38 protein-coding genes and 1 pseudogene are annotated in these 24,871 nt (G+C 68.0%); 36 read left to right on the forward strand and 3 right to left on the reverse strand.

All coding sequences use genetic code 11. The annotated features are described in order from the left end of the window. Positions 1-56 precede the first annotated feature (56 nt). The 34 genes and pseudogenes from fusA to rplQ all read left to right on the forward strand — a co-directional run bounded on the left by fusA (position 57) and on the right by rplQ (position 21,272). Complete coding sequence (fusA, locus tag ACYVK5_RS03795; RefSeq protein WP_460701972.1) at positions 57-2,159, forward strand: elongation factor G; 2,103 nt, start codon at positions 57-59, stop codon at positions 2,157-2,159. 119 nt (positions 2,160-2,278) lie between these two features. Further along, positions 2,279-3,475 carry an elongation factor Tu gene (gene tuf / locus ACYVK5_RS03800; RefSeq protein WP_460701974.1) on the forward strand — a complete coding sequence of 399 codons (1,197 nt, stop codon included), beginning with the start codon at positions 2,279-2,281 and terminating at the stop codon, positions 3,473-3,475. A gap of 468 nt (positions 3,476-3,943) precedes the next feature. Further along, a complete protein-coding gene (gene rpsJ, locus ACYVK5_RS03805; RefSeq protein WP_043498203.1) occupies positions 3,944-4,252 on the forward strand; it encodes a 30S ribosomal protein S10 in 309 nt (102 codons plus the stop codon). Positions 4,253-4,269: 17 nt separating this feature from the next. After that, positions 4,270-4,923 carry a 50S ribosomal protein L3 gene (gene rplC, locus ACYVK5_RS03810; protein WP_460701977.1) on the forward strand — a complete coding sequence of 218 codons (654 nt, stop codon included), beginning with the start codon at positions 4,270-4,272 and terminating at the stop codon, positions 4,921-4,923. 5 nt (positions 4,924-4,928) lie between these two features. Beyond that, positions 4,929-5,606 (forward strand): annotated as a pseudogene (gene rplD / locus ACYVK5_RS03815) (50S ribosomal protein L4); the annotation flags it as partial. 33 nt (positions 5,607-5,639) lie between these two features. After that, positions 5,640-6,020 (forward strand): helix-hairpin-helix domain-containing protein, encoded by a 381-nt coding sequence (locus ACYVK5_RS03820; protein ID WP_460702962.1) that lies wholly within the window; start codon positions 5,640-5,642, stop codon positions 6,018-6,020. Then, positions 6,017-6,319 (forward strand): 50S ribosomal protein L23, encoded by a 303-nt coding sequence (rplW, locus tag ACYVK5_RS03825; RefSeq protein ID WP_123815735.1) that lies wholly within the window; start codon positions 6,017-6,019, stop codon positions 6,317-6,319. Before ACYVK5_RS03820 ends, rplW begins: the two co-directional genes overlap by 4 nt. Positions 6,320-6,351: 32 nt before the next feature. Continuing rightward, positions 6,352-7,188 carry a 50S ribosomal protein L2 gene (gene rplB / locus ACYVK5_RS03830; RefSeq protein ID WP_460701979.1) on the forward strand — a complete coding sequence of 279 codons (837 nt, stop codon included), beginning with the start codon at positions 6,352-6,354 and terminating at the stop codon, positions 7,186-7,188. Between the two features lie 14 nt (positions 7,189-7,202). Next, positions 7,203-7,484, forward strand: coding sequence for a 30S ribosomal protein S19 (rpsS, locus tag ACYVK5_RS03835; RefSeq protein WP_460701981.1), 282 nt, complete (start codon positions 7,203-7,205; stop codon positions 7,482-7,484). A 71-nt stretch (positions 7,485-7,555) separates the two neighbouring features. Beyond that, positions 7,556-7,912: a 50S ribosomal protein L22 gene (gene rplV, locus ACYVK5_RS03840; protein ID WP_123815732.1), complete on the forward strand. Its 357-nt coding sequence runs from the start codon at positions 7,556-7,558 to the stop codon at positions 7,910-7,912. 2 nt (positions 7,913-7,914) lie between these two features. After that, on the forward strand, positions 7,915-8,757 hold the full coding sequence (rpsC, locus tag ACYVK5_RS03845) for a 30S ribosomal protein S3 (RefSeq protein ID WP_460701984.1): 843 nt from the start codon (positions 7,915-7,917) through the stop codon (positions 8,755-8,757). A 2-nt stretch (positions 8,758-8,759) separates the two neighbouring features. Next, a complete protein-coding gene (gene rplP / locus ACYVK5_RS03850; RefSeq protein ID WP_460701986.1) occupies positions 8,760-9,179 on the forward strand; it encodes a 50S ribosomal protein L16 in 420 nt (139 codons plus the stop codon). Further along, the gene (gene rpmC / locus ACYVK5_RS03855) at positions 9,179-9,418 is read left to right on the forward strand and encodes a 50S ribosomal protein L29 (RefSeq protein ID WP_123815729.1); all 240 of its coding nucleotides are present in this window, start codon (positions 9,179-9,181) and stop codon (positions 9,416-9,418) included. Before rplP ends, rpmC begins: the two co-directional genes overlap by 1 nt. Before the next feature lie 7 nt (positions 9,419-9,425). After that, a complete protein-coding gene (gene rpsQ / locus ACYVK5_RS03860; RefSeq protein ID WP_460701988.1) occupies positions 9,426-9,710 on the forward strand; it encodes a 30S ribosomal protein S17 in 285 nt (94 codons plus the stop codon). A 136-nt stretch (positions 9,711-9,846) separates the two neighbouring features. Further along, complete coding sequence (rplN, locus tag ACYVK5_RS03865; RefSeq protein ID WP_460701990.1) at positions 9,847-10,215, forward strand: 50S ribosomal protein L14; 369 nt, start codon at positions 9,847-9,849, stop codon at positions 10,213-10,215. Positions 10,216-10,217: 2 nt separating this feature from the next. Continuing rightward, complete coding sequence (gene rplX / locus ACYVK5_RS03870; RefSeq protein WP_460701992.1) at positions 10,218-10,562, forward strand: 50S ribosomal protein L24; 345 nt, start codon at positions 10,218-10,220, stop codon at positions 10,560-10,562. Beyond that, positions 10,562-11,134 carry a 50S ribosomal protein L5 gene (gene rplE, locus ACYVK5_RS03875; protein WP_460701994.1) on the forward strand — a complete coding sequence of 191 codons (573 nt, stop codon included), beginning with the start codon at positions 10,562-10,564 and terminating at the stop codon, positions 11,132-11,134. The genes rplX and rplE overlap by 1 nt, the downstream gene beginning before the upstream one ends. A 1-nt stretch (position 11,135) precedes the next feature. Further along, on the forward strand, positions 11,136-11,321 hold the full coding sequence (locus ACYVK5_RS03880; protein ID WP_013837851.1) for a type Z 30S ribosomal protein S14: 186 nt from the start codon (positions 11,136-11,138) through the stop codon (positions 11,319-11,321). Between the two features lie 71 nt (positions 11,322-11,392). Next, positions 11,393-11,791 carry a 30S ribosomal protein S8 gene (gene rpsH / locus ACYVK5_RS03885; protein ID WP_460701996.1) on the forward strand — a complete coding sequence of 133 codons (399 nt, stop codon included), beginning with the start codon at positions 11,393-11,395 and terminating at the stop codon, positions 11,789-11,791. A gap of 19 nt (positions 11,792-11,810) precedes the next feature. Next, positions 11,811-12,347: a 50S ribosomal protein L6 gene (gene rplF / locus ACYVK5_RS03890; protein WP_460701998.1), complete on the forward strand. Its 537-nt coding sequence runs from the start codon at positions 11,811-11,813 to the stop codon at positions 12,345-12,347. 2 nt (positions 12,348-12,349) lie between these two features. Next, on the forward strand, positions 12,350-12,721 hold the full coding sequence (gene rplR / locus ACYVK5_RS03895) for a 50S ribosomal protein L18 (RefSeq protein ID WP_460702964.1): 372 nt from the start codon (positions 12,350-12,352) through the stop codon (positions 12,719-12,721). 31 nt (positions 12,722-12,752) lie between these two features. Next, positions 12,753-13,418 (forward strand): 30S ribosomal protein S5, encoded by a 666-nt coding sequence (gene rpsE, locus ACYVK5_RS03900; protein ID WP_460702000.1) that lies wholly within the window; start codon positions 12,753-12,755, stop codon positions 13,416-13,418. Continuing rightward, positions 13,418-13,600: a 50S ribosomal protein L30 gene (gene rpmD, locus ACYVK5_RS03905; protein ID WP_123815721.1), complete on the forward strand. Its 183-nt coding sequence runs from the start codon at positions 13,418-13,420 to the stop codon at positions 13,598-13,600. Before rpsE ends, rpmD begins: the two co-directional genes overlap by 1 nt. A gap of 2 nt (positions 13,601-13,602) precedes the next feature. After that, a complete protein-coding gene (gene rplO, locus ACYVK5_RS03910) occupies positions 13,603-14,064 on the forward strand; it encodes a 50S ribosomal protein L15 (protein ID WP_460702003.1) in 462 nt (153 codons plus the stop codon). Positions 14,065-14,338: 274 nt separating this feature from the next. Continuing rightward, complete coding sequence (gene secY, locus ACYVK5_RS03915; protein WP_460702005.1) at positions 14,339-15,634, forward strand: preprotein translocase subunit SecY; 1,296 nt, start codon at positions 14,339-14,341, stop codon at positions 15,632-15,634. Positions 15,635-15,711: 77 nt separating this feature from the next. Further along, a complete protein-coding gene (locus ACYVK5_RS03920; RefSeq protein ID WP_460702966.1) occupies positions 15,712-16,269 on the forward strand; it encodes an adenylate kinase in 558 nt (185 codons plus the stop codon). A 93-nt stretch (positions 16,270-16,362) separates the two neighbouring features. Next, on the forward strand, positions 16,363-17,253 hold the full coding sequence (gene map / locus ACYVK5_RS03925; protein ID WP_460702007.1) for a type I methionyl aminopeptidase: 891 nt from the start codon (positions 16,363-16,365) through the stop codon (positions 17,251-17,253). Between the two features lie 54 nt (positions 17,254-17,307). After that, positions 17,308-17,718 carry a hypothetical protein gene (locus ACYVK5_RS03930; RefSeq protein ID WP_460702009.1) on the forward strand — a complete coding sequence of 137 codons (411 nt, stop codon included), beginning with the start codon at positions 17,308-17,310 and terminating at the stop codon, positions 17,716-17,718. Positions 17,719-17,957: 239 nt separating this feature from the next. After that, positions 17,958-18,179: a translation initiation factor IF-1 gene (gene infA / locus ACYVK5_RS03935; RefSeq protein ID WP_201845193.1), complete on the forward strand. Its 222-nt coding sequence runs from the start codon at positions 17,958-17,960 to the stop codon at positions 18,177-18,179. 69 nt (positions 18,180-18,248) lie between these two features. After that, entirely contained in the window at positions 18,249-18,362 is a 114-nt protein-coding gene (rpmJ, locus tag ACYVK5_RS03940; RefSeq protein WP_003956441.1) for a 50S ribosomal protein L36, read from the forward strand. 169 nt (positions 18,363-18,531) lie between these two features. Then, on the forward strand, positions 18,532-18,906 hold the full coding sequence (rpsM, locus tag ACYVK5_RS03945) for a 30S ribosomal protein S13 (protein ID WP_460702012.1): 375 nt from the start codon (positions 18,532-18,534) through the stop codon (positions 18,904-18,906). 194 nt (positions 18,907-19,100) lie between these two features. Continuing rightward, a complete protein-coding gene (gene rpsK, locus ACYVK5_RS03950; RefSeq protein ID WP_123815716.1) occupies positions 19,101-19,490 on the forward strand; it encodes a 30S ribosomal protein S11 in 390 nt (129 codons plus the stop codon). A 181-nt stretch (positions 19,491-19,671) separates the two neighbouring features. Continuing rightward, positions 19,672-20,691 carry a DNA-directed RNA polymerase subunit alpha gene (locus ACYVK5_RS03955; RefSeq protein ID WP_460702014.1) on the forward strand — a complete coding sequence of 340 codons (1,020 nt, stop codon included), beginning with the start codon at positions 19,672-19,674 and terminating at the stop codon, positions 20,689-20,691. Positions 20,692-20,765: 74 nt separating this feature from the next. Next, positions 20,766-21,272, forward strand: coding sequence for a 50S ribosomal protein L17 (rplQ, locus tag ACYVK5_RS03960; RefSeq protein ID WP_460702016.1), 507 nt, complete (start codon positions 20,766-20,768; stop codon positions 21,270-21,272). A gap of 172 nt (positions 21,273-21,444) precedes the next feature. Here rplQ and ACYVK5_RS03965 read toward each other — a convergent pair whose 3' ends face one another. Next, the gene (locus ACYVK5_RS03965) at positions 21,445-22,212 is read right to left on the reverse strand and encodes an ROK family protein (RefSeq protein ID WP_460702018.1); all 768 of its coding nucleotides are present in this window, start codon (positions 22,210-22,212) and stop codon (positions 21,445-21,447) included. 42 nt (positions 22,213-22,254) lie between these two features. Here ACYVK5_RS03965 and truA point away from each other — a divergent pair, with 42 nt between their 5' ends. Further along, on the forward strand, positions 22,255-23,136 hold the full coding sequence (gene truA / locus ACYVK5_RS03970) for a tRNA pseudouridine(38-40) synthase TruA (RefSeq protein ID WP_460702020.1): 882 nt from the start codon (positions 22,255-22,257) through the stop codon (positions 23,134-23,136). Here the strand turns inward: truA and ACYVK5_RS03975 are convergent. Both ACYVK5_RS03975 and ACYVK5_RS03980 read right to left on the reverse strand, forming a co-directional pair. Then, positions 23,133-23,387: a helix-turn-helix domain-containing protein gene (locus tag ACYVK5_RS03975; protein ID WP_460702022.1), complete on the reverse strand. Its 255-nt coding sequence runs from the start codon at positions 23,385-23,387 to the stop codon at positions 23,133-23,135. The genes truA and ACYVK5_RS03975 overlap by 4 nt on opposite strands. Further along, complete coding sequence (locus ACYVK5_RS03980) at positions 23,387-24,016, reverse strand: hypothetical protein (RefSeq protein ID WP_460702024.1); 630 nt, start codon at positions 24,014-24,016, stop codon at positions 23,387-23,389. The genes ACYVK5_RS03975 and ACYVK5_RS03980 overlap by 1 nt, the downstream gene beginning before the upstream one ends. Before the next feature lie 125 nt (positions 24,017-24,141). On the opposite strand from ACYVK5_RS03980, the gene ACYVK5_RS03985 reads away from it, so the two are divergent. After that, complete coding sequence (locus ACYVK5_RS03985; RefSeq protein WP_460702026.1) at positions 24,142-24,846, forward strand: lysostaphin resistance A-like protein; 705 nt, start codon at positions 24,142-24,144, stop codon at positions 24,844-24,846. The last annotated feature ends 25 nt before the right edge of the window (positions 24,847-24,871 follow it).

Raw genomic sequence — 24,871 nt, forward strand, 5'->3', positions numbered from 1 at the left:
CGGGGCCTTCGGTGGATCCGCCTCGGCGGACCAGACCCACAGAGGGGTAAGAGACCGTGGCACTCGACGTGCTGACCGACCTGAAGAAGGTCCGCAACATCGGCATCATGGCCCACATCGATGCCGGCAAGACCACTACGACTGAGCGCATCCTGTTCTACACGGGTGTGAACTACAAGATCGGTGAGACGCACGACGGCGCCTCGACGATGGACTGGATGGCCCAGGAGCAGGAGCGCGGCATCACGATCACGTCCGCCGCGACGACGTGCTACTGGGACGACAACCAGATCAACATCATCGACACGCCCGGCCACGTCGACTTCACGGTCGAGGTGGAGCGCTCGCTCCGCGTGCTCGACGGCGCCGTCGCGGTGTTCGACGGCAAGGAGGGCGTGGAGCCGCAGTCCGAGACGGTGTGGCGCCAGGCCGACAAGTACGACGTCCCGCGCATCTGCTTCGTCAACAAGATGGACAAGCTCGGTGCGGACTTCTACTTCACCGTCGACACCATCGTGAACCGCCTCAAGGCGAAGCCCCTCGTGATCCAGCTGCCGATCGGCGCGGAGAACGACTTCGAAGGTGTCGTCGACCTCGTCGAGATGAAGGCTCTCACCTGGCGTGGCGACACGAAGATGGGCGAAGAGTACGAGATCGAGGAGATCCCGGCCGATCTCCAGGAGAAGGCCGAGAAGTATCACGAGGAGCTCGTCGAGGCCGTCGCGGAGGCGGACGACGAACTGATGGAGAAGTACCTCGGTGGCGAGGCGCTGACCACGGACGAGATCAAGGCGGGCATCCGCAAGCTGGTCGTCTCGTCCGCGGCGTTCCCGGTGCTGTGCGGCTCCGCGTACAAGAACAAGGGCGTCCAGCCCATGCTCGACGCGGTGATCGCCTACCTGCCGTCCCCGCTCGACGTCCCCTCCATCGAGGGTCACGACGTCAAGGACGCGGAGAAGATCGTCGAGCGCCACGCCGACGCCACGGAGCCGTTCTCGGGTCTGGCGTTCAAGGTCGCGACCCACCCGTTCTTCGGCAAGCTCACGTACGTGCGCGTCTACTCCGGCAAGATCTCCCAGGGTGCCCAGGTGTTCAACACCACCAAGGGCAAGAAGGAGCGCATCGGGAAGATGTTCCAGATGCACTCCAACAAGGAGAACCCGGTGGAGGACGCCCAGGCGGGTCACATCTATGCGTTCATCGGTCTCAAGGACGTCACCACCGGTGACACCCTGAGCGACCCGAACAACCAGGTCATCCTGGAGTCGATGTCTTTCCCGGAGCCCGTCATCGACGTGGCGATCGAGCCGAAGACGAAGGCCGACCAGGAGAAGATGTCCACGGCGATCCAGAAGCTCCTCGACGAGGACCCGACGTATCGCATCTCGCTGGACGAGGAGACCGGCCAGACCGTCGTCGGCGGTATGGGCGAGCTCCACCTCGACATCCTCGTGGACCGCATGCGCCGCGAGTTCAAGGTCGAGGCCAATGTCGGTAAGCCGCAGGTGGCGTACCGCGAGACGATCCGTCGCAAGGCGGAGAAGATCGACTACACCCACAAGAAGCAGACGGGTGGCTCGGGCCAGTTCGCGAAGGTCCAGGTGACCTTCGAGCCGCTGGAGACCACGGAGGGCGAGCTCTACGAGTTCGCCAACGAGGTGACCGGTGGGCGTATCCCGCGCGAGTACATCCCGTCGGTGGACGCGGGTATCCAGTCGGCCATGGAGCAGGGTGTGCTGGCCGGGTTCCCGGTCGTCGGTGTCAAGGCCACGCTGCTCGACGGCGCGTACCACGACGTCGACTCCTCGGAGATGGCGTTCAAGATCGCCGGCTCGATGGTGTTCAAGGAGGGCGTGAGGCGGGCCGACCCGGTGCTTCTCGAGCCCGTCATGGCCGTCGAGGTCCGTACGCCCGAGGAGTACATGGGCGAGGTGATCGGCGACCTGAACTCGCGTCGTGGGATGATCCAGTCCATGGAGGACGCCACCGGTGTCAAGGTCGTTCGTGCCGCCGTACCTTTGAGCGAGATGTTCGGGTACATCGGTGACCTGCGGTCCAAGACTCAGGGGCGTGCCGTGTACTCGATGCAGTTCGACAGCTATGCCGAGGTTCCCAAGGCGGTTGCCGAGGAGATCATCAAGAAGACCCGGGGCGAGTGAGTCCCCACAGGTCGAACCGTACTACCAACCTGTAGGAAGCCCGACGCCCCGTGGTTGTAGGCTCACTCGCCGACATCCGCAACGTTCGGAACATCTACCCAAGTCCCAGGAGGACCCAAGTGGCTAAGGCCAAGTTCGAGCGGACCAAGCCGCACGTCAACATCGGCACGATCGGTCACGTCGACCACGGTAAGACGACGCTGACCGCCGCGATCTCGAAGACGCTCGCCGACAAGTACCCGGACCTGCCGGCGAACACGCAGCGTAACTTCGACGAGATCGACGCCGCGCCGGAGGAGAAGCAGCGCGGCATCACGATCAACATCGCGCACATCGAGTACGAGACGCCGAAGCGCCACTACGCGCACGTTGACGCCCCCGGTCACGCCGACTACATCAAGAACATGATCACCGGTGCCGCCCAGATGGACGGCGCGATCCTGGTGGTCGCCGCGACCGACGGTCCGATGGCGCAGACGCGTGAGCACGTGCTGCTCGCTCGTCAGGTCGGCGTGCCCTACCTGCTGGTCGCGCTCAACAAGGCCGACATGGTCGAGGACGAGGAACTCCTCGAGCTCGTCGAGATGGAGGTCCGCGAGCTCCTGTCGTCGCAGGAGTTCCCCGGCGACGACGTCCCGGTGGTCCGCGTCTCCGGCCTCAAGGCCCTCGAGGGCGACCCCGAGTGGGTCGAGAAGGTCGTCGAGCTCATGGAGGCCGTGGACGAGAACGTCCCGGAGCCGGAGCGCGACCTGGACAAGCCGTTCCTGATGCCGATCGAGGACGTCTTCACGATCACCGGTCGCGGCACCGTCGTCACCGGCAAGGTGGAGCGCGGCAAGCTCGACATCAACTCCGAGGTCGAGATCGTGGGTATCCGCGAGCCGCAGAAGACCACGGTCACCGGTATCGAGACGTTCCACAAGCAGATGGACCAGGCGCAGGCCGGCGACAACACCGGTCTGCTGCTGCGCGGTACCAAGCGCGAGGACGTCGAGCGTGGCCAGGTCGTCGTGAAGCCGGGTTCGATCACGCCGCACACCAACTTCGAGGCTCAGGTCTACATCCTGGGCAAGAACGAGGGTGGCCGGCACAACCCGTTCTTCTCGAACTACCGCCCGCAGTTCTACTTCCGCACGACGGACGTCACCGGCGTCATCACGCTGCCCGAGGGCACCGAGATGGTCATGCCGGGCGACAACACCGAGATGACGGTCGAGCTCATCCAGCCGATCGCCATGGAAGAGGGCCTCGGCTTCGCCATCCGCGAGGGTGGCCGCACGGTCGGTTCCGGCCGCGTCACCAAGATCCTCAAGTGATCCTGGTCTGACGGCTCACGCGAAGGGTCCGGACGCCTCGGCGGCCGGACCCTTCGTCGTGGGCGTGCCATATCACACCGGTTCCGCTTGGAATTCCGCGGAATCGTATGGCAGACTTGAGCAGTTGCCTGTTACGGGCGCGCTCTTTCTTGTGTCGAACAGTGTGCGAAGCCGCAGCCACCGAGGTGGCTGGGCGGTCCTCTCCCCAGGAGAGGCTGCGGGGTTTTGCGTCTGAATCTCGACGCCAGGAATGCGCCCCGCGGAGCACACGCCGACGGTCATCACCGATGGCACTGTTCCGAGCAGGCTCGGCAAACGTCGTGGTCCGAGCGAGATACCTCGCAGGAGATCACTTCCCAACGGCCCCGCACCGGGTAGGTGCGTGTGCACGAGTGCGTCGCACAGCGCGACACGCCCGAGCGCGGGGGTCGGACAGTAGCGGTTCGAGAGAGAGAGTCAGACGACGCCATGGCGGGACAGAAGATCCGCATCCGGCTCAAGTCCTACGACCACGAGGTGATCGACAGCTCGGCGCGCAAGATCGTCGACACGGTCACTCGCGCTGGTGCGACGGTCGTGGGCCCGGTGCCGCTGCCGACGGAGAAGAATGTCTTCACCGTCATCCGGTCGCCTCACAAGTACAAGGACAGCCGCGAGCACTTCGAGATGCGTACGCACAAGCGGCTCATCGACATCGTCGACCCGACGCCCAAGGCCGTCGATTCGCTCATGCGTCTCGACCTGCCTGCGGACGTGAACATCGAGATCAAGCTCTGAGGCTGGAGGACATCATCATGACCAACCAGCAGAAGAACGTGACCGCGGTGCTCGGGACGAAGCTCGGCATGACCCAGACCTGGGACGAGGCCGGGCGCCTTGTGCCGGTGACGGTCGTGTCGGTGGGCACGAACGTCGTGACCCAGATCCGTACCGAGGAGACGGACGGCTACGCCGCCGTCCAGCTCGCGTACGGCCAGATCGACCCCCGCAAGGTCACCAAGCCGATGAAGGGCCACTTCGACAAGGCCGGCGTGACGCCGCGCCGTCACGTGGCCGAGGTGCGCACCGAGAACTCCGCGGAGTTCGCGCTCGGTCAGGAGATCACCGCCGAGGCTTTCGAGGCCGGCGCCGTGGTCGACGTGACCGGCACGACCAAGGGCAAGGGCACCGCGGGTGTCATGAAGCGCCACGGCTTCTCCGGTGTCGGCGCCTCGCACGGCTCGCACCGCAACCACCGCAAGCCCGGCTCGATCGGTGGCGCTTCGACGCCGTCGCGCGTGTTCAAGGGCCTGCGCATGGCCGGTCGGATGGGCAACGCCCGCAAGACCGTCCAGAACCTGACCGTTCACGCGGTCGACGCCGAGAAGGGTCTGCTGCTCGTCAAGGGCGCGGTTCCCGGTAACAAGGGCGGCGTCGTCCTCGTTCGTACCGCCGCGAAGGGAGCGTGACACCAATGGCCGCACTGACCGTCGATGTGCTTGACGCATCCGGGAAGAAGTCGGGCACGGCGGAGCTCCCCGCCGAGGTCTTCGACGTCGCCGTGAACGTCCCGCTGATTCACCAGGTCGTCGTCGCGCAGCGCGCGGCGGCCCGCCAGGGCACGCACTCCACCAAGACCCGCGGCGAGGTCCGCGGTGGTGGCAGGAAGCCGTACAAGCAGAAGGGCACCGGCCGCGCCCGTCAGGGTTCGATCCGCGCCCCGCAGTTCGCCGGTGGTGGCGTCGTCCACGGCCCGCAGCCGCGCTCGTACGAGCAGCGCACGCCGAAGAAGATGAAGGCCGCCGCACTGCGTGGCGCGCTTTCCGACCGCGCCCGTTCGGGTCGCGTGCACGTGGTGTCGGGCTTCGGCATCGACGGCACGCCCTCCACGAAGAAGGCGCTTGCGAGCATCAAGTCCCTGACTCCCCGCGCGCACGTGCTCGTCGTGCTGGATCGGTCGGACGACGTGTCGCACCGGTCGCTGCGCAACGTTCCCGAGGTGCACGTCCTGGTCCCTGACCAGCTGAACACCTACGACGTGCTCATCTCGGACGACGTGATCTTCACCGAGTCCGCGCTGTCCGCGTTCCTCGCGGGTCCCACCGCGGGCAAGGGTGCGAAGGCCGTCGCCACCGAGTCCGAGGCCGTCGCGGCCGCGGCTCCCGCCGAGGAGTCCGCCACGCCGGTGGACCTGAAGCGGATCGAGGGCATCGGCCCGAAGATCGCCGGCGTCCTCGTGGCTGCCGGTTACACCACGTGGGCCAAGCTTGCCGCGGCCACCGAGGACGACGTCCGTACGGCGCTGACCGACGGCGGCGTGAAGTTCTCGCCGGCCGCCAGCTCCTTCGCCAAGCAGGCCCAGTTCCTGGCCGACGGCGACGAGGACGGCCTGGCCGAGTTCCAGGACTACCTCGTCGGCGGACAGGCTCGCGACTACAAGTTCAACGAGAAGGTCGACTTCACCGACGTCGACGAGATCGAGGACGAGGCGGGCAAGGCCGAGGCCATCGCTGAGGACGCGGAGAAGGTTGCCGCTGCCGAGTCCACCGAGGAGGACTCCAAGTGACCATCGTGCAGAAGGACCCGCGCGACATCCTGATCGCGCCGGTCGTCTCCGAGAAGAGCTACAACCTCCTCGACGAGGGCAAGTACACCTTCATCGTGGACCCGAGGGCCAACAAGACCGAGATCAAGATCGCCATCGAGAAGGTCTTCGACGTGAAGGTCGCCTCGGTGAACACGATCAACCGCAAGGGCAAGACGCGGCGCACGCGTTACGGCCTTGGCAAGCGCAAGGACACCAAGCGTGCGATCGTCACCCTCCGCGAGGGGTCGATCGACATCTTCGGCGGGCCGGTCGGCTGAGCCGGACGAGAGCAGATTGAGGACAAACCCCCATGGGAATCCGTAAGTACAAGCCGACGACGCCGGGCCGCCGCGGCGCGAGCGTCGCCGACTTCGTCGAGATCACGCGCTCGCAGCCGGAGAAGTCGCTGCTCCGCCCGCTGTCCAAGACGGGTGGCCGCAACAACTCCGGCCGCATCACGACGCGTCACAAGGGCGGCGGTCACAAGCGCGCATACCGCGTCATCGACTTCCGCCGCCACGACAAGGACGGCGTGCCGGCCAAGGTCGCTCACATCGAGTACGACCCGAACCGCACGGCTCGCATCGCGCTGCTGCACTACGCGGACGGCGAGAAGCGCTACATCGTCGCCCCGAACAAGCTGAGCCAGGGTGACGTGGTCGAGGCCGGTGCTGCCGCGGACATCAAGCCGGGCAACAACCTGCCGATGCGCAACATCCCGACCGGTACGGTCATCCACGCCGTCGAGCTGCGGCCCGGTGGCGGTGCGAAGATCGCCCGCTCGGCCGGCGCCTCCGTGCAGCTCGTCGCGAAGGACGGCCCGTACGCGCAGCTGCGCATGCCGTCCGGCGAGATCCGGAACGTCGACCTGCGCTGCCGCGCGACGGTCGGCGAGGTGGGCAACGCCGAGCAGTCGAACATCAACTGGGGCAAGGCCGGCCGTAACCGCTGGAAGGGCAAGCGCCCGACCGTCCGCGGTGTGGTCATGAACCCGATCGACCACCCGCACGGTGGTGGTGAGGGCAAGACCTCCGGTGGTCGCCACCCGGTGAGCCCCTGGGGCAAGCCCGAGGGCCGTACCCGCCGCCCGAAGAAGGCGAGCGACAAACTGATCGTCCGCCGTCGCCGCACCGGCAAGAAGCGCTGATAGGAGCCTGACTGATGCCTCGTAGCCTGAAGAAGGGCCCCTTCGTCGACGACCACCTGCAGAAGAAGGTGGACGCCCAGAACGAGAAGGGGACCAAGACCGTCATCAAGACCTGGTCCCGTCGGTCGGTCATCACGCCCGACTTCCTGGGCCACACACTTGCCGTGCACGACGGCCGCAAGCACGTCCCGGTGTTCGTCACCGAGGCGATGGTCGGCCACAAGCTCGGCGAGTTCGCTCCCACGCGGACCTTCCGCGGCCACGTGAAGGACGACAAGAAGGGTCGTCGCCGCTGAGCGGAGGGCACAAGCCCTTCCCGCAGCGAAACGACAACCCTGACTGTCTGAGAAAAGGAAGCAGGACAGCAATGGAAGCCAAGGCGCAGGCGCGGTTCGTCCGTGTCACGCCCCAGAAGGCCCGGCGCGTCATCGACCTCATCCGTGGCAAGCAGGCTCAGGAGGCCGTTGCGGTGCTGAAGTTCGCACCGCAGTCGCCCGCCGAGCCGATCCGGAAGGTCGTCGAGAGCGCCATCGCCAACGCGCGTGTGAAGGCCGACCGGGACAGTGTCCGGTTCGTCGAAGACGAACTGGTCATCAAGGAGGCGTACGTGGACGAGGGCCCGACGCTCAAGCGGTTCCGGCCGCGGGCGCAGGGCCGTGCGAACCGGATCCTCAAGCGCACGAGCCACATCACCGTGGTGCTCGCCGACAAGGAAGGGGCCTGACAGTGGGTCAGAAGGTACACCCGCACGGGTACCGCCTGGGCATCACCACCGACCACAAGTCGCGGTGGTTCGCGGACAGCACGAAGCCCGGTCAGCGGTACCGCGACTACGTCCGTGAGGACGTCGCGATCCGCAAGCTCATGAGCACCGGCCTCGAGCGGGCCGGTATCGCCAAGGTCGAGATCGAGCGCACCCGCGACCGCGTCCGCGTGGACATCCACACGGCGCGTCCGGGCATCGTGATCGGCCGCCGTGGCGCCGAGGCCGACCGCATCCGCGGCGAGCTCGAGAAGCTCACGGGCAAGCAGGTCCAGCTCAACATCCTCGAGGTCAAGAACGCCGAGATCGAGGCCCAGCTCGTCGCGCAGGGCATCGCCGAGCAGCTCGCGAGCCGTGTCTCGTTCCGTCGCGCCATGCGCAAGGGCATCCAGTCCGCGCAGCGCGCCGGCGCCAAGGGCATCCGCGTGCAGGTCTCCGGCCGCCTGGGTGGCGCCGAGATGAGCCGCTCGGAGTTCTACCGCGAGGGGCGCGTGCCGCTGCACACGCTCCGCGCGTACATCGACTACGGCTTCTTCGAGGCGCGGACGACCTTCGGTCGCATCGGCGTGAAGGTGTGGATCTACAAGGGCGACACCACCGAGAAGGAGTTCGCCGCGCAGCAGGCCGCCTCCGCGCCCCGTCAGGGTCGTGGCCGGGGCGAGCGTGGCGAGCGCGGTGACCGCGACCGTCGTGGTGGTGGCCGTCGTAACGAGCGTTCGGCCGAGCGCAAGCCCGAGGCCGCTCCCGCCGCTGCTGCGGCGGAGGCCCCGGCCGCGCCGGCCGCAGAGTCCGGAACGGAGGCCTGACCATGCTGATTCCGCGCAAGGTCAAGCACCGCAAGCAGCACCACCCCAAGCGCGGTGGTTCCGCCAAGGGCGGTACGCAGATCTCCTTCGGTGACTTCGGGATCCAGGCTCTCGAGCCGGCCTACGTCACCAACCGCCAGATCGAGGCGGCGCGTATCGCGATGACCCGTCACATCAAGCGTGGCGGAAAGGTCTGGATCAACATCTACCCGGACCGCCCGCTGACCAAGAAGCCCGCCGAGGTCCGTATGGGTTCCGGTAAGGGCTCGCCCGAGTGGTGGGTCGCCAATGTCAAGCCCGGCCGCATCGTCTTCGAGCTGGCCGGTGTCGATGAGGAGCTGGCACGCGAGGCCATGCGTCGCGCGATGCACAAGCTCCCGATGAAGTGCCGTTTCGTGGTGCGCGAGGGGGGTGCGATCTGATGGTCGTCGGTACGAAGGGTATGCAGCCCGTCGACCTCGACGGTATGGACGACGAGACCCTCGTCGCCAAGCTGAAGGAGTCGAAGGAGGAGCTCTTCAACCTCCGCTTCCAGTCGGCCACGGGCCAGCTGGAGAGCCACGGTCGTCTCAAGGCCGTGCGCCGCGACATCGCGCGGATCTACACGATCCTGCGCGAGCGTGAGCTCGGCATCCGTACGGCTCCGAGCGTGAGTGAGTGAGGCAAGGATGAGCGAGAACACCGAGGTCCAGGTGACCACAGAGCGCAACACGCGCAAGGTGCGCCGCGGTTACGTCGTCAGCGACAAGATGGCCAAGACCATCGTCGTCGAGGTCGAGGACCGCAAGAAGCACCCTCTCTACGGCAAGGTCCTGCGCACCACCACCAAGGTGAAGGCGCATGACGAGGAGAACACCGCCGGTATCGGCGACCTGGTCGAGATCATGGAGACCCGACCCCTGTCCGCCACCAAGCGGTGGCGGCTGGTGTCGGTCCTGGAGAAGGCCAAGTAACACCTTCGCGAGGTCACGGCGGCGGGGCACGATTCCCGCCGCCTCCGGCCCACCGAAGGAGCCACACAGTACTTATCCGTTCGGCAAGGCTCACCGCTCGCGGTGAGAACCAGCACGACGCAAGGAGATCACTCAAATGATCCAGCAGGAGTCGCGACTTCGGGTCGCCGACAACACGGGTGCCAAGGAGATCCTGTGCATCCGCGTTCTCGGCGGTTCCGGCCGTCGCTACGCCGGTATCGGCGACACGTTCGTCGCCACCGTCAAGGACGCGATCCCTGGCGGGAACGTCAAGAAGGGCGAGGTCGTCAAGGCCGTCGTCGTTCGCACCGCCAAGGAACGCCGTCGTCCGGACGGTTCCTACATCAAGTTCGACGAGAACGCCGCCGTCATCCTCAAGAGCGACGGCGAGCCGCGCGGCACCCGCATCTTCGGCCCTGTGGGCCGCGAGCTGCGCGACAAGAAGTTCATGAAGATCATCTCGCTGGCTCCGGAGGTGCTCTGACCATGGCGAAGATCAAGAAGGGCGATCAGGTCCTCGTCATCTCGGGCAAGGACAAGGGCAAGACCGGTCGCGTGCTCGAGGTCATCAAGGACCGCGACCGCGTCGTCGTCGAGGGTGTCCAGCGCGTCACCAAGCACACCAAGATGGGCCAGTCGCAGCGCGGCACCCGTACCGGTGGCATCGAGACGGTCGAGGCGTCGATCCACGTGAGCAACGTGATGGTCGTCGACCCGGAGACCAAGAAGGGCACCCGCGTCGGGTACCGCCTCGAGGAGGTCGACCGTGACGGTCGCACCAAGACGGTGCGGGTCCGCGTGGCGAAGCGCTCCGGGAAGGACATCGACTGATGAGCGAGACCACGATCGAGGCCCCGGCCCTGCCGCGCCTCAAGCAGAAGTACCGCGAGGAGATCCTCCCGGCGCTGGTCGAGGAGTTCGGCCACACCAACATCCACCAGGCCGGCGGTCTCACGAAGATCGTCGTCAACATGGGTGTCGGTGACGCCGCGAAGGACTCGAAGCTGATCGAAGGCGCGATCCGCGACCTGACCGCGATCACCGGTCAGAAGCCGCAGGTCGCCCGTGCCAAGAAGTCGATCGCACAGTTCAAGCTGCGCGAGGGCATGCCGATCGGTGCGCACACGACGCTTCGCGGCGACCGCATGTGGGAGTTCCTCGACCGCCTGCTGGCGATCGCACTCCCGCGTATCCGTGACTTCCGCGGTCTGTCGCCGAAGCAGTTCGACGGCAACGGGAACTACACGTTCGGTCTCACGGAGCAGTCGATGTTCCACGAGATCGACCAGGACAAGATCGACCGTGTCCGTGGTATGGACATCACGATCGTGACCACGGCGACGACGGACGACGAGGGCCGCTCCCTCCTGCGCCGTCTCGGCTTCCCCTTCAAGGAGAACTGACATGGCGAAGAAGGCCCTGATCAACAAGGCGAACGCCAAGCCCAAGTTCGCCGTGCGTGCCTACACCCGGTGCCAGCGGTGCGGTCGCCCGCACTCCGTGTACCGCAAGTTCGGCCTGTGCCGCATCTGTTTGCGGGAGATGGCCCACCGCGGCGAGCTCCCCGGCGTCACCAAGAGCAGCTGGTAACAACTACGCCGTAGGTCCGCGTCCGCGCACGGCACGGTGCGGATACCCCGGCGAGGAAGGGCTAGAGCCCGATGACTATGACCGACCCGATCGCAGACATGTTGACCCGTCTGCGGAACGCGAATTCGGCTCACCACGAGACGGTCACCATGCCGTCGTCGAAGCTGAAGTCGAACATCGCGAAGATCCTGCAGGCCGAGGGCTACATCACGAGCTGGAACGTCGAGGACGCCCAGGTGGGCAAGACCCTCACGCTCCAGCTGAAGTACGGCCAGAACCGCGAGCGCGCCCTCTCGGGTGTGCGCCGCGTGTCCAAGCCCGGTCTGCGCGTCTACGCAAAGTCCACCAACCTGCCCAAGGTTCTCGGCGGCCTCGGCGTGGCGATCCTGTCCACGTCCTCCGGTCTCCTGACCGACCGGCAGGCCGAGTCCAAGGGCGTCGGCGGCGAAGTGCTCGCCTACGTCTGGTAATCGGAAGGGAGAAAGAAGCATGTCTCGTATCGGCAAGCTCCCCGTTCCGGTCCCGGCCGGCGTGGACGTCACCATCAGTGGTGCGCTCGTGACCGTCAAGGGTCCCAAGGGGACCCTCGACCACACGGTCGCCGCACCCATCACGGTCGCTCTGGACGACGGCGCCATCACGGTGTCCCGTCCGAACGACGAGCGGCTCTCGAAGTCGCTGCACGGCCTCACCCGCACGCTGCTGGCGAACATGATCACCGGCGTCACGGACGGCTACGAGAAGAAGCTGGAGATCGTGGGCACGGGTTACCGTGTGCTGGCGAAGGGCTCCAACCTCGAGTTCGCGCTCGGCTTCTCGCACCCGGTCGTCGTGGAGGCGCCCGAGGGCATCACCTTCAAGGTCGAGGGCGCGAACAAGTTCTCCGTGTCCGGCATCGACAAGCAGCAGGTCGGTGAGGTCGCGGCGAACATCCGCAAGATCCGCAAGCCCGAGCCGTACAAGGGCAAGGGCGTGCGCTACGCCGACGAGCACGTCCGGCGCAAGGTCGGAAAGGCTGGTAAGTGACGATGGCCATCAAGATTCTTGGCAAGGGCAAGACTGTTGCCCGGAAGCGCCGCCACGCGCGCGCCCGCAAGAAGGTCACCGGCACCGCCGTCCGGCCTCGTCTCGTCGTGACCCGTTCGTCGCGACACATGGTCGCCCAGGTCGTCGACGACACCGTCGGCAAGACCGTCGTGTCGGCCTCCACGCTGGAGGCGGACCTGCGTTCGTTCGACGGTGACAAGACGGCCAAGGCCCGCAAGGTGGGTGAGCTGGTCGCCGAGCGCGCCAAGGCTGCCGGCGTCGAGACCGTGGTGTTCGACCGCGGTGGCAACAAGTACCACGGTCGGGTGGCGGCAGTCGCCGACGGGGCTCGCGAAGGCGGGCTGACCCTGTGACGACCGACGCACGGAAGAAAAGGACTCTCTGATGGCTGCAGGGCAGCGCAGCGGCGCCCCCCAGGGTGCCGCCAACGGGAACGAGAAGAAGAACGACGGCCGTCGTTCGGGTCGCCGTGACGACCGCCGCGGTGGCGGCGGTCGCGGCGAGGAGAAGAGCGCCTTCGTCGAGCGCGTGGTGACGATCAACCGCGTCGCCAAGGTCGTCAAGGGTGGTCGCCGGTTCAGCTTCACCGCGCTCGTCGTGGTGGGTGACGGTGACGGTACCGTCGGCGTCGGCTACGGCAAGGCCAAGGAGGTGCCCTCGGCGATCGCCAAGGGTGTCGAGGAGGCGAAGAAGAACTTCTTCCGCGTCCCGCGCATCCAGGGCACCATCCCGCACCCCATCCAGGGTGAGGCCGCCGCCGGTGTCGTGTTCCTCCGTCCGGCGTCGCCGGGTACCGGTGTGATCGCCGGTGGTCCGGTCCGCGCCGTGCTGGAGTGCGCCGGCATCCATGACGTGCTGAGCAAGTCGCTCGGTTCGTCGAACGCGATCAACATCGTGCACGCCACGGTCGCGGCGCTGCGCGGGCTCGAGCAGCCCGAGGCCGTCGCCGCACGTCGTGGTCTGCCGCTGGAGGACGTGGCCCCGGCCGCGCTCCTGCGGGCGCAGGCCAAGGGCATCGCCGCGGCCGCCGAGGCGAAGGCGGGTGCGTGATGGCTCGACTCAAGGTCACCCAGGTGAAGTCCACCATCGGCGGCAAGTTCAAGCAGCGTGAGACGCTGCGGACTCTTGGCCTCAAGCGGATCGGCGACACCGCCGTGAAGGAGGACCGCCCGGAGATCCGCGGCATGGTCAAGACGGTGTCGCATCTCGTCACCGTCGAGGAGGTCGAGTGATCATGGCGGACAACAAGCCGCTGAAGGTCCACCACCTCCGTCCGGCCCCGGGCGCCAAGACCGCCAAGACCCGCGTGGGTCGTGGCGAGGCGTCGAAGGGTAAGACGGCGGGCCGTGGTACCAAGGGCACGAAGGCCCGCTACCAGGTTCCCGCGGGCTTCGAGGGCGGGCAGGTTCCCCTGCAGATGCGCCTTCCGAAGCTGCGTGGGTTCAAGAACCCGTTCCGCGTCGAGTACCAGGTCGTGAACCTGGACAAGCTCTCGGAGCTTTACCCCGCCGGTGGCTCCGTCACCGTCGAGGACCTCGTCGCCAAGGGCGCGGTTCGCAAGAACCAGCCGGTGAAGGTTCTCGGCAACGGTGACGTCACCGTCAAGCTCGAGATCGCGGTCGACCGCGTCTCGGCGTCGGCCAGGGAGAAGATCCTGGCCGCCGGTGGCTCCGTGGCCGAGCCCGCGGAGGACTGAGCAGGTCGCACGGGACCGGCAGCGCGTCAGCGCGGCCGGTCCCGTGTCGTTTGGAGGTCGCGTGGGCCGACGACGGCGTGGCGGGTGCGTCCCGTGGTGGTGTCTCGCCGGAAGTCGGGCAGACTAGGCCCGTGCGTGGTCCACCGGACCTCGCAGGCAACGTAGAATCCGACAGGTCCCGTACGTCGACGGAGAACGGCAGCGGGCGACGACGACATCTCGCCGGAGAGATCCGGCGACACGAGACCCCGCGCACGCGGGCCAGGAGGACAGGGTGCTCAGCGCATTCGGCCGGGCTTTCCGGACGCCAGACCTGCGGCGCAAGCTGCTGTTCACGATCGCGATCATGGCGCTGTTCCGCGTCGGGTCGTTCATTCCGACACCGGGCGTGAACTACGCGAACGTCCAGGAGTGCATCGAGGGGCAGCAGGACAACTCCTCGCTGCTCGGGCTGATCAACGTGTTCAGCGGTGGCGCGCTCCTGCAGCTGTCGGTGTTCGCGCTCGGGATCATGCCCTACATCACGGCGAGCATCATCGTCCAGCTCCTGCGCGTGGTGATCCCGCGGTTCGAGGCCCTGCACAAGGAGGGCCAGTCGGGTCAGTCGAAGCTCACGCAGTACACCCGTTACCTGACGATCGCGCTGGCGATCCTGCAGTCGACGACGGTGATCACGACCGCGCGCCAGGGCCTGCTGCTGCAGTGCGACCTGCCCATCATCGCCGACGACACGGTGCTCACCTCCATCCTCATGGTCATCACCATGACCGCTGGTACGGGCCTGGTCATGTGGCTCGGCGAGCTCATCACCGAGCGCGGCGTCGGCAACGGCATGTCGCTGCTGATCTTCACGTCCATCGCGGCGAGCTTCCCGACGGCGCTCTGGTCCATCGCCGGTGGCGCCAACGGCGTCCTGAACTTCACGATCATGATCGTCGTCATCGTGCTGGTGGTCGGCCTGGTCGTGTTCGTCGAGCAGTCGCAGCGCCGGATCCCGGTGCAGTACGCGAAGCGCATGGTGGGCCGTCGGATGTACGGCGGCACCAGCACCTACATCCCCATCAAGATCAACATGTCCGGCGTCATCCCGGTCATCTTCGCGGCGTCGATCCTGGCGCTGCCGGGTCTGATCGCCCAGTTCGGGGACCAGCAGTCCGAGTGGGTCATCTGGATCTCGAACAACCTGGTCCAGCCGTCGGAGCCGCTGTACATCGCGCTCTACACGCTGATGATCATCTTCTTCTGCTTCTTCTACACGTCGATCACGTTCAACCCGGACGAGGTCGCGGACAACATGAAGAAGTACGGCGGCTTCATCCCGGGTATCCGGGCGGGCCGGCCCACCGCGGAGTACCTCGACTACGTGATCACCCGGATCACCTCCGCCGGTTCCCTGTACCTCGCGCTGGTGGCGCTGATCCCGACGCTGGTGCTCGTCTTCCTGGGCGTCAGCACCAACCTGCCGTTCGGCGGCAGTTCGATCCTCATCGTGGTCGGTGTCGGGCTCGAGACGGTCAAGCAGATCGACTCCCAGCTCCAGCAGCGTCATTACGAAGGATTCCTCCGTTGAGCCAGACTCCCACCACCTCTCGCAGCGACCTGCACGTCCGCCCGGGCCCCGAGGGCCGCATCACGCGCCTCGTCATCATGGGCCCGCAGGGCGTCGGGAAGGGCACGCAGGCTGCCCGGCTCGCCGAGACCTTCGGCATCGTGACGATCTCCACGGGTGACATCTTCCGCGCGAACATCAAGGGCGACACCGAACTCGGCCGGACGGCGAAGGCGTACTCCGAGAAGGGTGACCTCGTCCCGGACGAGATCACGAACGCCATGGTGCGGGACCGGCTCAGCCGGCCCGACGTGACGGACGGCTTCCTGCTCGACGGGTACCCGCGCAACGCGGCCCAGGTGGCCGAGCTCGACCACATCCTGTCCGATCTCGGCTGGGAGCTGGACGGCGTCATCGAACTGACGGCCGACCGGGACGAGCTCATGGCCCGGCTCGCGAAGCGTGCCGAGGAGGAGGGTCGCACCGACGACACTCCCGACGCCATCAGGAAGCGCCTGGAGATCTACGACGCCGAGACCGCTCCGCTCACGGCCGCCTACGCGGAGCGCGGGCTGCTGGCCAAGGTGGACGGCGTCGGGGAGATCGCAGATGTCACCGACCGCATCGTGACGTCGCTCGCGGCACAGCTGGGATGACGTCGACGACGGGGGAACCTGCGGTGAGGGCCGGGGAACGAGGCACTCGCCCGCGGAGGAACCCCGAGGAAATGTCAAGGGAGCGCTGAGAGCATGCTCGGGCTCGGGCGGGAGCGCATCGAGTACAAGACGCCGGAGCAGGTGCGCATCATGCGGCGCGCCGGTCTCGTCGTCGCCGACACGCTCGCCGCGGTGCGGGAGGCCGCCCGCCCCGGCATGAGTACCGCCGATCTCGACTCCGTCGCGTCGGACGCCATCCGTGGCGCCGGCGCGACGCCGTCGTTCCTGGGGTACGAAGGGTTCCCCGCCACGATCTGCGTGTCGGTCGGGGACGAGGTGATCCACGGCATCCCCGGCGGGCGGGTGCTCGGCGTCGGCGACCTCGTCTCCGTGGACTGCGGCGCGATCGTGGACGGCTGGCACGGCGACTCGGCGACGTCGTTCGTGCTCGGAGACGCCGGCGCGCTGCCGACGGACGCGTCCGACGACGTCGTGGAGGCGGCGGGCGGTTCGGTGGCCCATGCTCAGCTCGTGCGCGCCACCGAAGCCGCGATGTGGGCGGGGATCGCCGCTCTGCACGGCGGGCGGCGGCTGAACGACGTCGGCCGTGCCGTCGAGGCGAGCATCGAGCTGGCGGGTGAGCTGGTCGGCGCCGAGTACGGGATCGTCGAGGAGTACGTGGGGCACGGCATCGGGACCGCCATGCACCAGCCGCCGGACGTGGTGAACTTCCGCCTGCGGGAGGCCGGGCCGCGGCTCCGGCCGGGGATGTGCCTGGCGATCGAGCCCATGGTCACGCTGGGCACGGGCGACACGCACGTGCTCGACGACGAGTGGACCGTGGTGACCGCCGACGGATCGCGAGCCGCGCACTGGGAGCACAGCGTGGCCGTCCTCGAGGGCGGCATCTGGGTGCTGACCGCACCGGACGGGGGAGCGGGTCGCCTGGGCGAGCTCGGTGTGGACGTGCGGGCGCTCGACTGAAGTCGATCGCGGCCTCTTACTTAGCTGGAGTCAGTTGGTCTATGCTCATGTGGCATGACCGATGACGCTCATGCCCTCAGGCCCATGACCCGGATCCGGGCGACCCGCGAGCCCGGTGATGCGCCGCTCCCTCGACGCAGGCACGCGGCGGCGGCCGTCGCGGGGGCGTTCTCGCGGTTCGGCGGGTGGCTCGGCCGGTGGGTGCGGCGACTGGTGTTCGGCGTCTGGTTCTGGGCCGGCCTCATCGTCGGGTTCGGTACCTCGTTGCAGATGTGGGAGTCGGTGCTGCTGCTCGCCGTCGTGGGCTGGATCGCGGGTGCGTGGTGGTGGCGCCGCAAGCGGCGGCCGGAGCTGGTCGCGGTGTCGGTGGGGATCCTGCTGGGCTGGGTGCCGATGCTGGTCCTGCTCGTCGGCGCGCTGCCGCACACGATGGTCGGGCCGCCCGGCGTGGAGTACGACCTCTGATAAGATGGCTCGTTGGGTGTGGTCCGCGCTCCGGCGCCAAAGGACGCAGTCCCTACAGGTTCGGCCTCCAAGCTGTGTTTCGGCAGGTCGATCGCTGGTGGTTCGGTCTTGGCCGGGCGCCGGTTCCGCCATCGGGCCGGTGTTCGCGGCTGCACACGACATCCTCGTCCCGACGGCGGCGTGCTTCTTGCGCGCCTCATGTCAGGCGAGGAACAGGCCGACGAGAGTTAGCGGAGGATATGGCTAAGAAGGACGGTGTCATCGAGATCGAGGGCAGCGTGGTCGAGGCTCTGCCGAACGCGACGTTCCGCGTGGAGCTGGAGAACGGTCACAGGGTGCTCGCCCACATCTCGGGCAAGATGCGTCAGAACTACATCCGAATCCTCCCGGAGGACCGGGTCGTGGTCGAGCTCAGCCCGTACGACCTGTCCCGCGGCCGGATCGTCTACCGCTACAAGTAGCCGGAACGCGGCGGAGCCCGGTCGCTGAACTCGGGAAACGCCACGTTTCACCACAGTCAGAGGAAACCCATGAAGGTCAAGCCGAGCGTCAAGAAGATCTGCGACAAGTGCAAGGTGATTCGCCGGCACGGTCGCGTCATGGTGATCTGCGACAACCTGCGCCACAAGCAGCGTCAGGGCTGATCACCTCCCGGGGGCGCCCCGGGCCGGTGGCCACGGCCACCATCAGTGCACCACCTCGAACCCGCCGCGCAGGCGGGGGAACCCTCGGCCCGGAGGCCGGGGCCCGCGGATCTCGCGGGATGGCGGTGCGGCAGACCTCCGGACGAGAAGTACAGGAGCCGTCAGGCACATGGCACGTCTTATCGGCGTCGACCTCCCCCGCGAGAAGCGGGTCGAGATCGCGCTCACCTACATCTTCGGGGTCGGCCGGACCCGCGCCAAGGAAACCCTTGCCGCGACCGGGGTCAACCCGGACACCCGCGTGAAGGACCTCGGCGACGCCGAGCTCGTCGCGCTCCGTGACCACCTCGAGACCAGCTACCAGCTCGAGGGTGACCTCCGCCGCGAGGTCGCTTCCGACATCCGCCGCAAGGTGGAGATCGGTACCTACCAGGGTCTGCGTCACCGTCGCGGCCTGCCGGTGCGCGGTCAGCGCACCAAGACCAACGCGCGTACCCGCAAGGGTCCGAAGCGCACCGTCGCCGGCAAGAAGAAGGCCCGCTGATCGATGCCTCGCCCGCAAGGGCTCCAGGCATCGCCATCACGCGGCAGCCAGGAACACGCTGATCGATGCCACCTGCGAGGGTCCAGGCGTCGTCATCACGCGGAAGCCAATGCCGCACGTAGTCCGCGGTGCGGGCAGCCCTCAGGGGAAGTGCCCGCCCCGGTCCGACCAGACCAGGAGATAGAAGAGCACCAATGCCTCCCAAGACTCGCAAGCCGCGTCGCAAGGACAAGAAGAACGTCCCGCTCGGCCAGGCGCACATCAAGAGCACGTTCAACAACACCATCATCTCGATCACGGACCCCTCGGGCGCCGTGGTCTCCTGGGCGTCCGCCGGCCACGTCGGCTTCAAGGGCTCCCGCAAGTCGACGCCGTACGCCGCGCAGCTGGCTGCCGAGTCGGCCGCCCGCCGCGCCCAGGAGCACGGCGTGAAGAAGGTCGACGTCTTCGTCAAGGGCCCGGGCTCCGGTCGTGAGACCGCCATCCGTTCCCTGCAGGCGACGGGACTCGAGGTCGGCTCGATCCAGGACGTGACGCCCCAGGCGCACAACGGCTGCCGCCCCCCGAAGCGTCGCCGCGTCTGAACCCCCGCGTCGCGCGTGGTGTGCCTCCGCCCTCGGGCCGGGGCGCTCCGCGGCAGCGACAACCGCTCACCCCACACGGTGAGCACCTTCGCCCGGCGAGCGGACAGAGTCTCACCGGGCCGCGAGAGATCGCGAGCCGTGATGCGTCATATAGCGGACGCACGCTGAAAGGACACCCACAGTGCTCATCGCACAGCGCCCCACGCTGACCGAAGAGGTCATCTCGGAGTACCGTTCGCGGTTCTCCATCGAGCCGCTCGAGCCCGGCTTCGGCTACACGCTCGGCAACTCGCTGCGCCGCACGCTGCTGTCGTCCATCCCGGGCGCGGCCGTGACCTCCATCCGCATCGACAACGTGCTGCACGAGTTCAGCACCGTGTCGGGCGTGAAGGAGGACGTCACCGAGATCATCCTCAACATCAAGAACCTCGTCGTCTCCTCGGAGAACGACGAGCCCGTCGTGATGTACCTGCGCAAGCAGGGTGCCGGTGTGGTCACCGCCGCGGACATCGTGCCGCCGGCGGGGGTCGAGGTACACAACCCCGACCTGCACATCGCGACGCTCAACGACAAGGGGAAGCTCGAGATCGAGCTGACCGTCGAGCGGGGCCGTGGGTACGTGTCCGCCGCGCAGAACAAGTCGTTCGACGCGGAGATCGGCCGCATCCCGGTCGACTCGATCTACTCGCCCGTTCTCAAGGTCACGTACAAGGTCGAGGCCACCCGAGTCGAGCAGCGCACCGACTTCGACAAGCTCATCGTCGACGTCGAGACCAAGTCGGCCATCGCGCCGCGTGACGCGCTCGCCTCGGCCGGCAAGACGCTCGTCGAACTGTTCGGCCTTGCCCGTGAACTGAACGTCGAGGCTGAAGGCATCGAGATCGGCCCGTCGCCCACGGACACCGCGCTGGCCGCGGACCTGGCGTTGCCGATCGAGGAGCTCAACCTCACCATCCGGTCGTACAACTGCCTCAAGCGCGAGGGCATTCACCAGGTCGGTGAACTCGTCGCGCGCAGCGAGGCGGACCTGCTCGACATCCGCAACTTCGGTGCCAAGTCCATCAGCGAGGTGAAGGAGAAGCTCGCAGAGTTGAACCTGAGCCTGAAGGACTCGCCCCTGGACTTCGACTCCGGGGCGAACTACTTCAGCGGTGACGACGCGGCGCCCACGTACAGCGGCGGCGACGAGCAGTCGTACTGACACCCGTACCGCTGGCGCGTTCCGGCCGTCCGGAACGCGCCGCGGTGGCGGTACATCCCTAAGGAGCACATGCAATGCCTACCCCTACCAAGGGTGCGCGCCTCGGCGGTAGCCCGGCTCACGAGCGTCTGATCCTCGCGAACCTGTCCACCGCGCTGTTCGAGCACGGCCGCATCACGACCACCGAGACGAAGGCGAAGCGCCTGCGCCCGCTGGCGGAGCGCCTCATCAGCTTCGCCAAGAAGGGCGACCTGCACGCGCGTCGCCGGGTCCTCCGTGTCGTCCGCGACAAGGGCGTGGTGCACACGCTGTTCACCGAGATCGCGCCGACCATGGCCGAGCGCGACGGTGGCTACACGCGCATCACGAAGATCGGCGCCCGCAAGGGCGACAACGCGCCGATGGCGGTCATCGAGCTCGTCACCGAGCCGGTGAGCCCGAAGCAGGCCGTGGTCGCCGAGGCGACCAAGGCCGCCGAGAAGGCCGCGCCGGCCGAGCCCGAGGTCGAGGAGACCCCCGAGGCTCCGGCCGCCGAGACCGAGGCCCCGGCCGAGGAGACCGAGGAGAAGAAGGAGTCCTGAGGACCCTCTTCTTCCGTTCCGGAGCCCCCGCCGCATCCAAGAATGCGGCGGGGGCTCTGCCGTGTCCGGAACCATCCGCTTCGCCGTGAGACAGCGGGCCTGCGTCGCCGGTCCGGCCCGGACCGGCGACGCAGGCGGCGGAGACGGCCACGTCACCGGCCGCACACGGAACTCACCGCTTCGGCGCTTCCGGGAGGTCCCAGGCCCGGGCCCCGCCGACCAGGCCCGCCGAGTTCGGCACGACGACGACGTCGTCCCCCAGCCGGGCCAGCGCCGACGACGTGATGTTGCGCGAGTTGCCTCCGCCCAGGTACAGCCGGTCCCAGTGGAACACCGGCCGCAGCCCCTCGACCACGTTCACCACGCGCCGCGACCAGAGCCCGTCCCCGAGCCGGCGGCGTTCCGGCTCGCCGATGTACTCGTCGTACGTGAGGCTGCGGCGGATCGGTGCCCGGGACCACTCCAGGTGCGGGGCGAGCCTGCCGCCGTGGAAGTGTGCGGACCCGAGGCCCGTGCCGAGAGTCAGCACGAGCTCGAGCCCCGTGGCGGCGATGACGCCCGCGCCGTGTACCTCGGCGTCGTTCAGTACGAGGGCGGGCATGTTCAGCTGATGTGCCACGGCGGCCTGCATGTCGAAGTCCGCCCAGGCGACGGCGAGCGCGGGGTCGACGCGCGAGCGGGGCCCGGACCGCGTGATGTAGTGCGGTGTCTGCACGACGACGCCGCTGCGGATCATCCCCGGCATGCCCACCGTGACCCGTTGTGCTCCCGGGAGCTCGGTGGCGATCTTCGCGATCACGTCCACCAGGAGCTCCGGGGCGAGCGGGTATGGCGTCAGGACGCGCACGGGCTGGGCGTGGGCGGTCCCGGCGGCGTCGAGCACGGCGGCCTTGATCCCGCTGCCGCCGCAGTCCACGGCGAGTGTCAGTACGTCGTTCACGCCCTAACGTTACGCACCGCGTCGGGAGGGGAGAATGTCACCGTGGACGACTGCATCCGGATCAGGCTCGATCTCGCCTACGATGGCACCAAGTTCGCCGGCTGGGCGCGCCAGCCGACGGAGCGCACCGTGCAGGGCGTCCTCGAGGACGGGCTCGCGACGATCCTGCGCACCGAGCCGCTCGGCCTGCCCGCGCCGCGGCTCACCGTGGCCGGCCGCACCGACGCCGGGGTGCACGCGCGGGGGCAGGTCGCCCACGTGGACGTGCCGGTGAGCCGTTGGGAGGAGATGCCCGGGCGGTCCGACCGTTCACCGGGGGACGCGATGGTGGCGCGCCTGACCGGGGTGCTCCCCGCGGACGTCGTCGTGCACCGTGCGAGGCCCGCGCCGGAGGGCTTCGACGCGCGGTTCTCCGCGCTGCACCGGCGGTACGCGTACCGCGTCGCCGACGACGTCGGACGCCGCGACCCGCTGCGACGCACCCACGTGCTGTTCAGCCGCAAGCCGCTCGACGCCGCCGCCATGGACGCGGCCGTCAGGCCGCTCGCCGGCCTGCACGACTTCGCCGCCTACTGCAAGCCGCGCCCCGGCGCGACGACGATCCGTGAGCTGCTCGACGTCGGCTGGGAGCGCCCGGCGTCGGGGGCCGACGCCGGCCTCGTGGTGGCGCGGGTCGTCGCGGACGCGTTCTGCCACAACATGGTGCGCGCGATCGTCGGCGCCTCGATCGCCGTGGGGGAAGGGCGTCGCCCCGTCGAGTGGCCCGCCGAGCTGCTCGCGAACCGGAAGCGGACGGCGGGCGCCGCCGTCGTGCCGCCGCAGGGCCTTGTGCTGGAGGAGGTCACCTATCCGGCCGACGGCGAACTCGCCGAGCGGGCCGAACGCATCCGCGCGAAGCGGATGGACGAGGAAGTGCTCGGCTAGGGCCTGCTCGTCTCGGCGGGACGCACGCTGAACAGGTCGCCCGGTTGGCAGTGGAGTACGTCGCAGATGGCGGTCAGGGTGGAGAACCGGACGGCTTTGGCCCGGTCGTTCTTCAGCACCGACAGGTTCACCACTGTGACCCCGGCCCGTTTGGCGAGTTCGGCGAGAGTCATCTGGCACTCGGCGAGGAGTTGGTCGAGGTGGCAGACCACGCGATGATTGGATGGCTGCTCGTCGTCGGACGGGGCCATCACACGAGTCCGTCGAGGTCGGCGCGCATCGCCGCGCCTCGGCGCAGGAATTCGGCCGCCGCGACGAGACCGAGGCCGAGCAGCAAGATGGCCGCCGGCGGGTCGATGGCAGCCTGCAGCCCGTGCGCCTGGCCCGACTGCCAGGCGTGCCGCGCGGCGTCGGCGAGTGCGAGCTGACCGGCGGCCTGGAGCCCGGCAGCCAGCGACCCGCCGAGCAGGAGCACAGCAGCCGCCGCACCGACCCGGCGGGCGTTGCGCGGATGGAACGGGTCCGCGGTGCGCAGCGATCGCACCACTCGCCACAGCAGTCCTCCCGCCGCCGCGACGACGGCGGCGAGCAGCAGCGCCGGCCCGAAGATCCAGAGCCGGTCGCCGACAGTCGGCTCGGTCACGGTCAGGACGGCGGCACCCTGCGGAACGAGCTCGAAGCGGCCTGCCGCCGCTTGTGCGCCGAGATCGGCCGCGGGATCCACCGTCACGGGCAGGACCAGGTTGTCGGCGACGAGTGCGCCGAGCGCCGAGCCGGCGGACAGCAGGACGCCGAGAGTGACGGCGGCGGCTGTGACTGCCTCGAAGACCCACTGGCCCGCCAGGCCCGAGCGGGGCCGATGCCCCTGTTCATGCTGCACGACAACCTCCCTTATCGACAATCGATACGTTCTCTGTCTAGTATACCGAAAATCGATATGCCTCCGACGGTCTCGTCATCGCCATGTCGAACAACCCGAGCTGCCCACCGAAAGGCTGGACCCCCGTGACCATCTCCGCACCCGCCCGCCCTGCCCACCCCGCCCGCTCCGCCGGGGTGTTCCTCGCCGGCGCACTGCTCTGCTTCGTCGTGCCACCGCTCACCGCGGGTGTGTTCGCGTCGGACTGGCCGCCGATGGCGGTCATCGCGGTCGCCGTCGCCGAACTGGTATCCGCCACCACCCTCATGGCCTGGTGGCTGCGCCGCCACGGGCTCACCCGCCGCAGTCTCGGCCTGACATCACAGCACTGGCGACGGGACGCGATGATCGCGGCGGCCACCGTTCCGCCCCGACTCCTTCTGGAGTTCGGTGTCCTGCTCCCGGCAGCCGGCGGCGCGGCCAACCTGGAAGTCCAGGAGGTCCTGCGAATGGCCTCCGGCGGAGCGGCGGCGATCGCCGCGACCCTCGTCCTGGGGATCGTCGGTGGCGGCATCGCCGAGGAACTGTACTTCCGCGGCTTCCTGCTCGGCGCCATCCCGCAGCGATCCGCCCGTCCCAGGGTGGCGCTGTGGGTGGCGGCGGTCGTCTCGGTGGTGCTGTTCGGCGTGCTGCACCTGCCGGGCAACATCCCGGATGTGCTGTCCATCACCGTCGCCGGCCTCGTCTACACCGGGCTGTTCCTGGCCACTCGCCGGCTGACAGCATCCATGCTGGCCCACGCCCTGTGGAACGTCTCCGCGATCTGGGCGGTCCTCGTCATCTACGGCTGAGCCGGGATCGTCGTCCGTCCGGCCC

This window comes from Myceligenerans halotolerans, assembly GCF_054782975.1.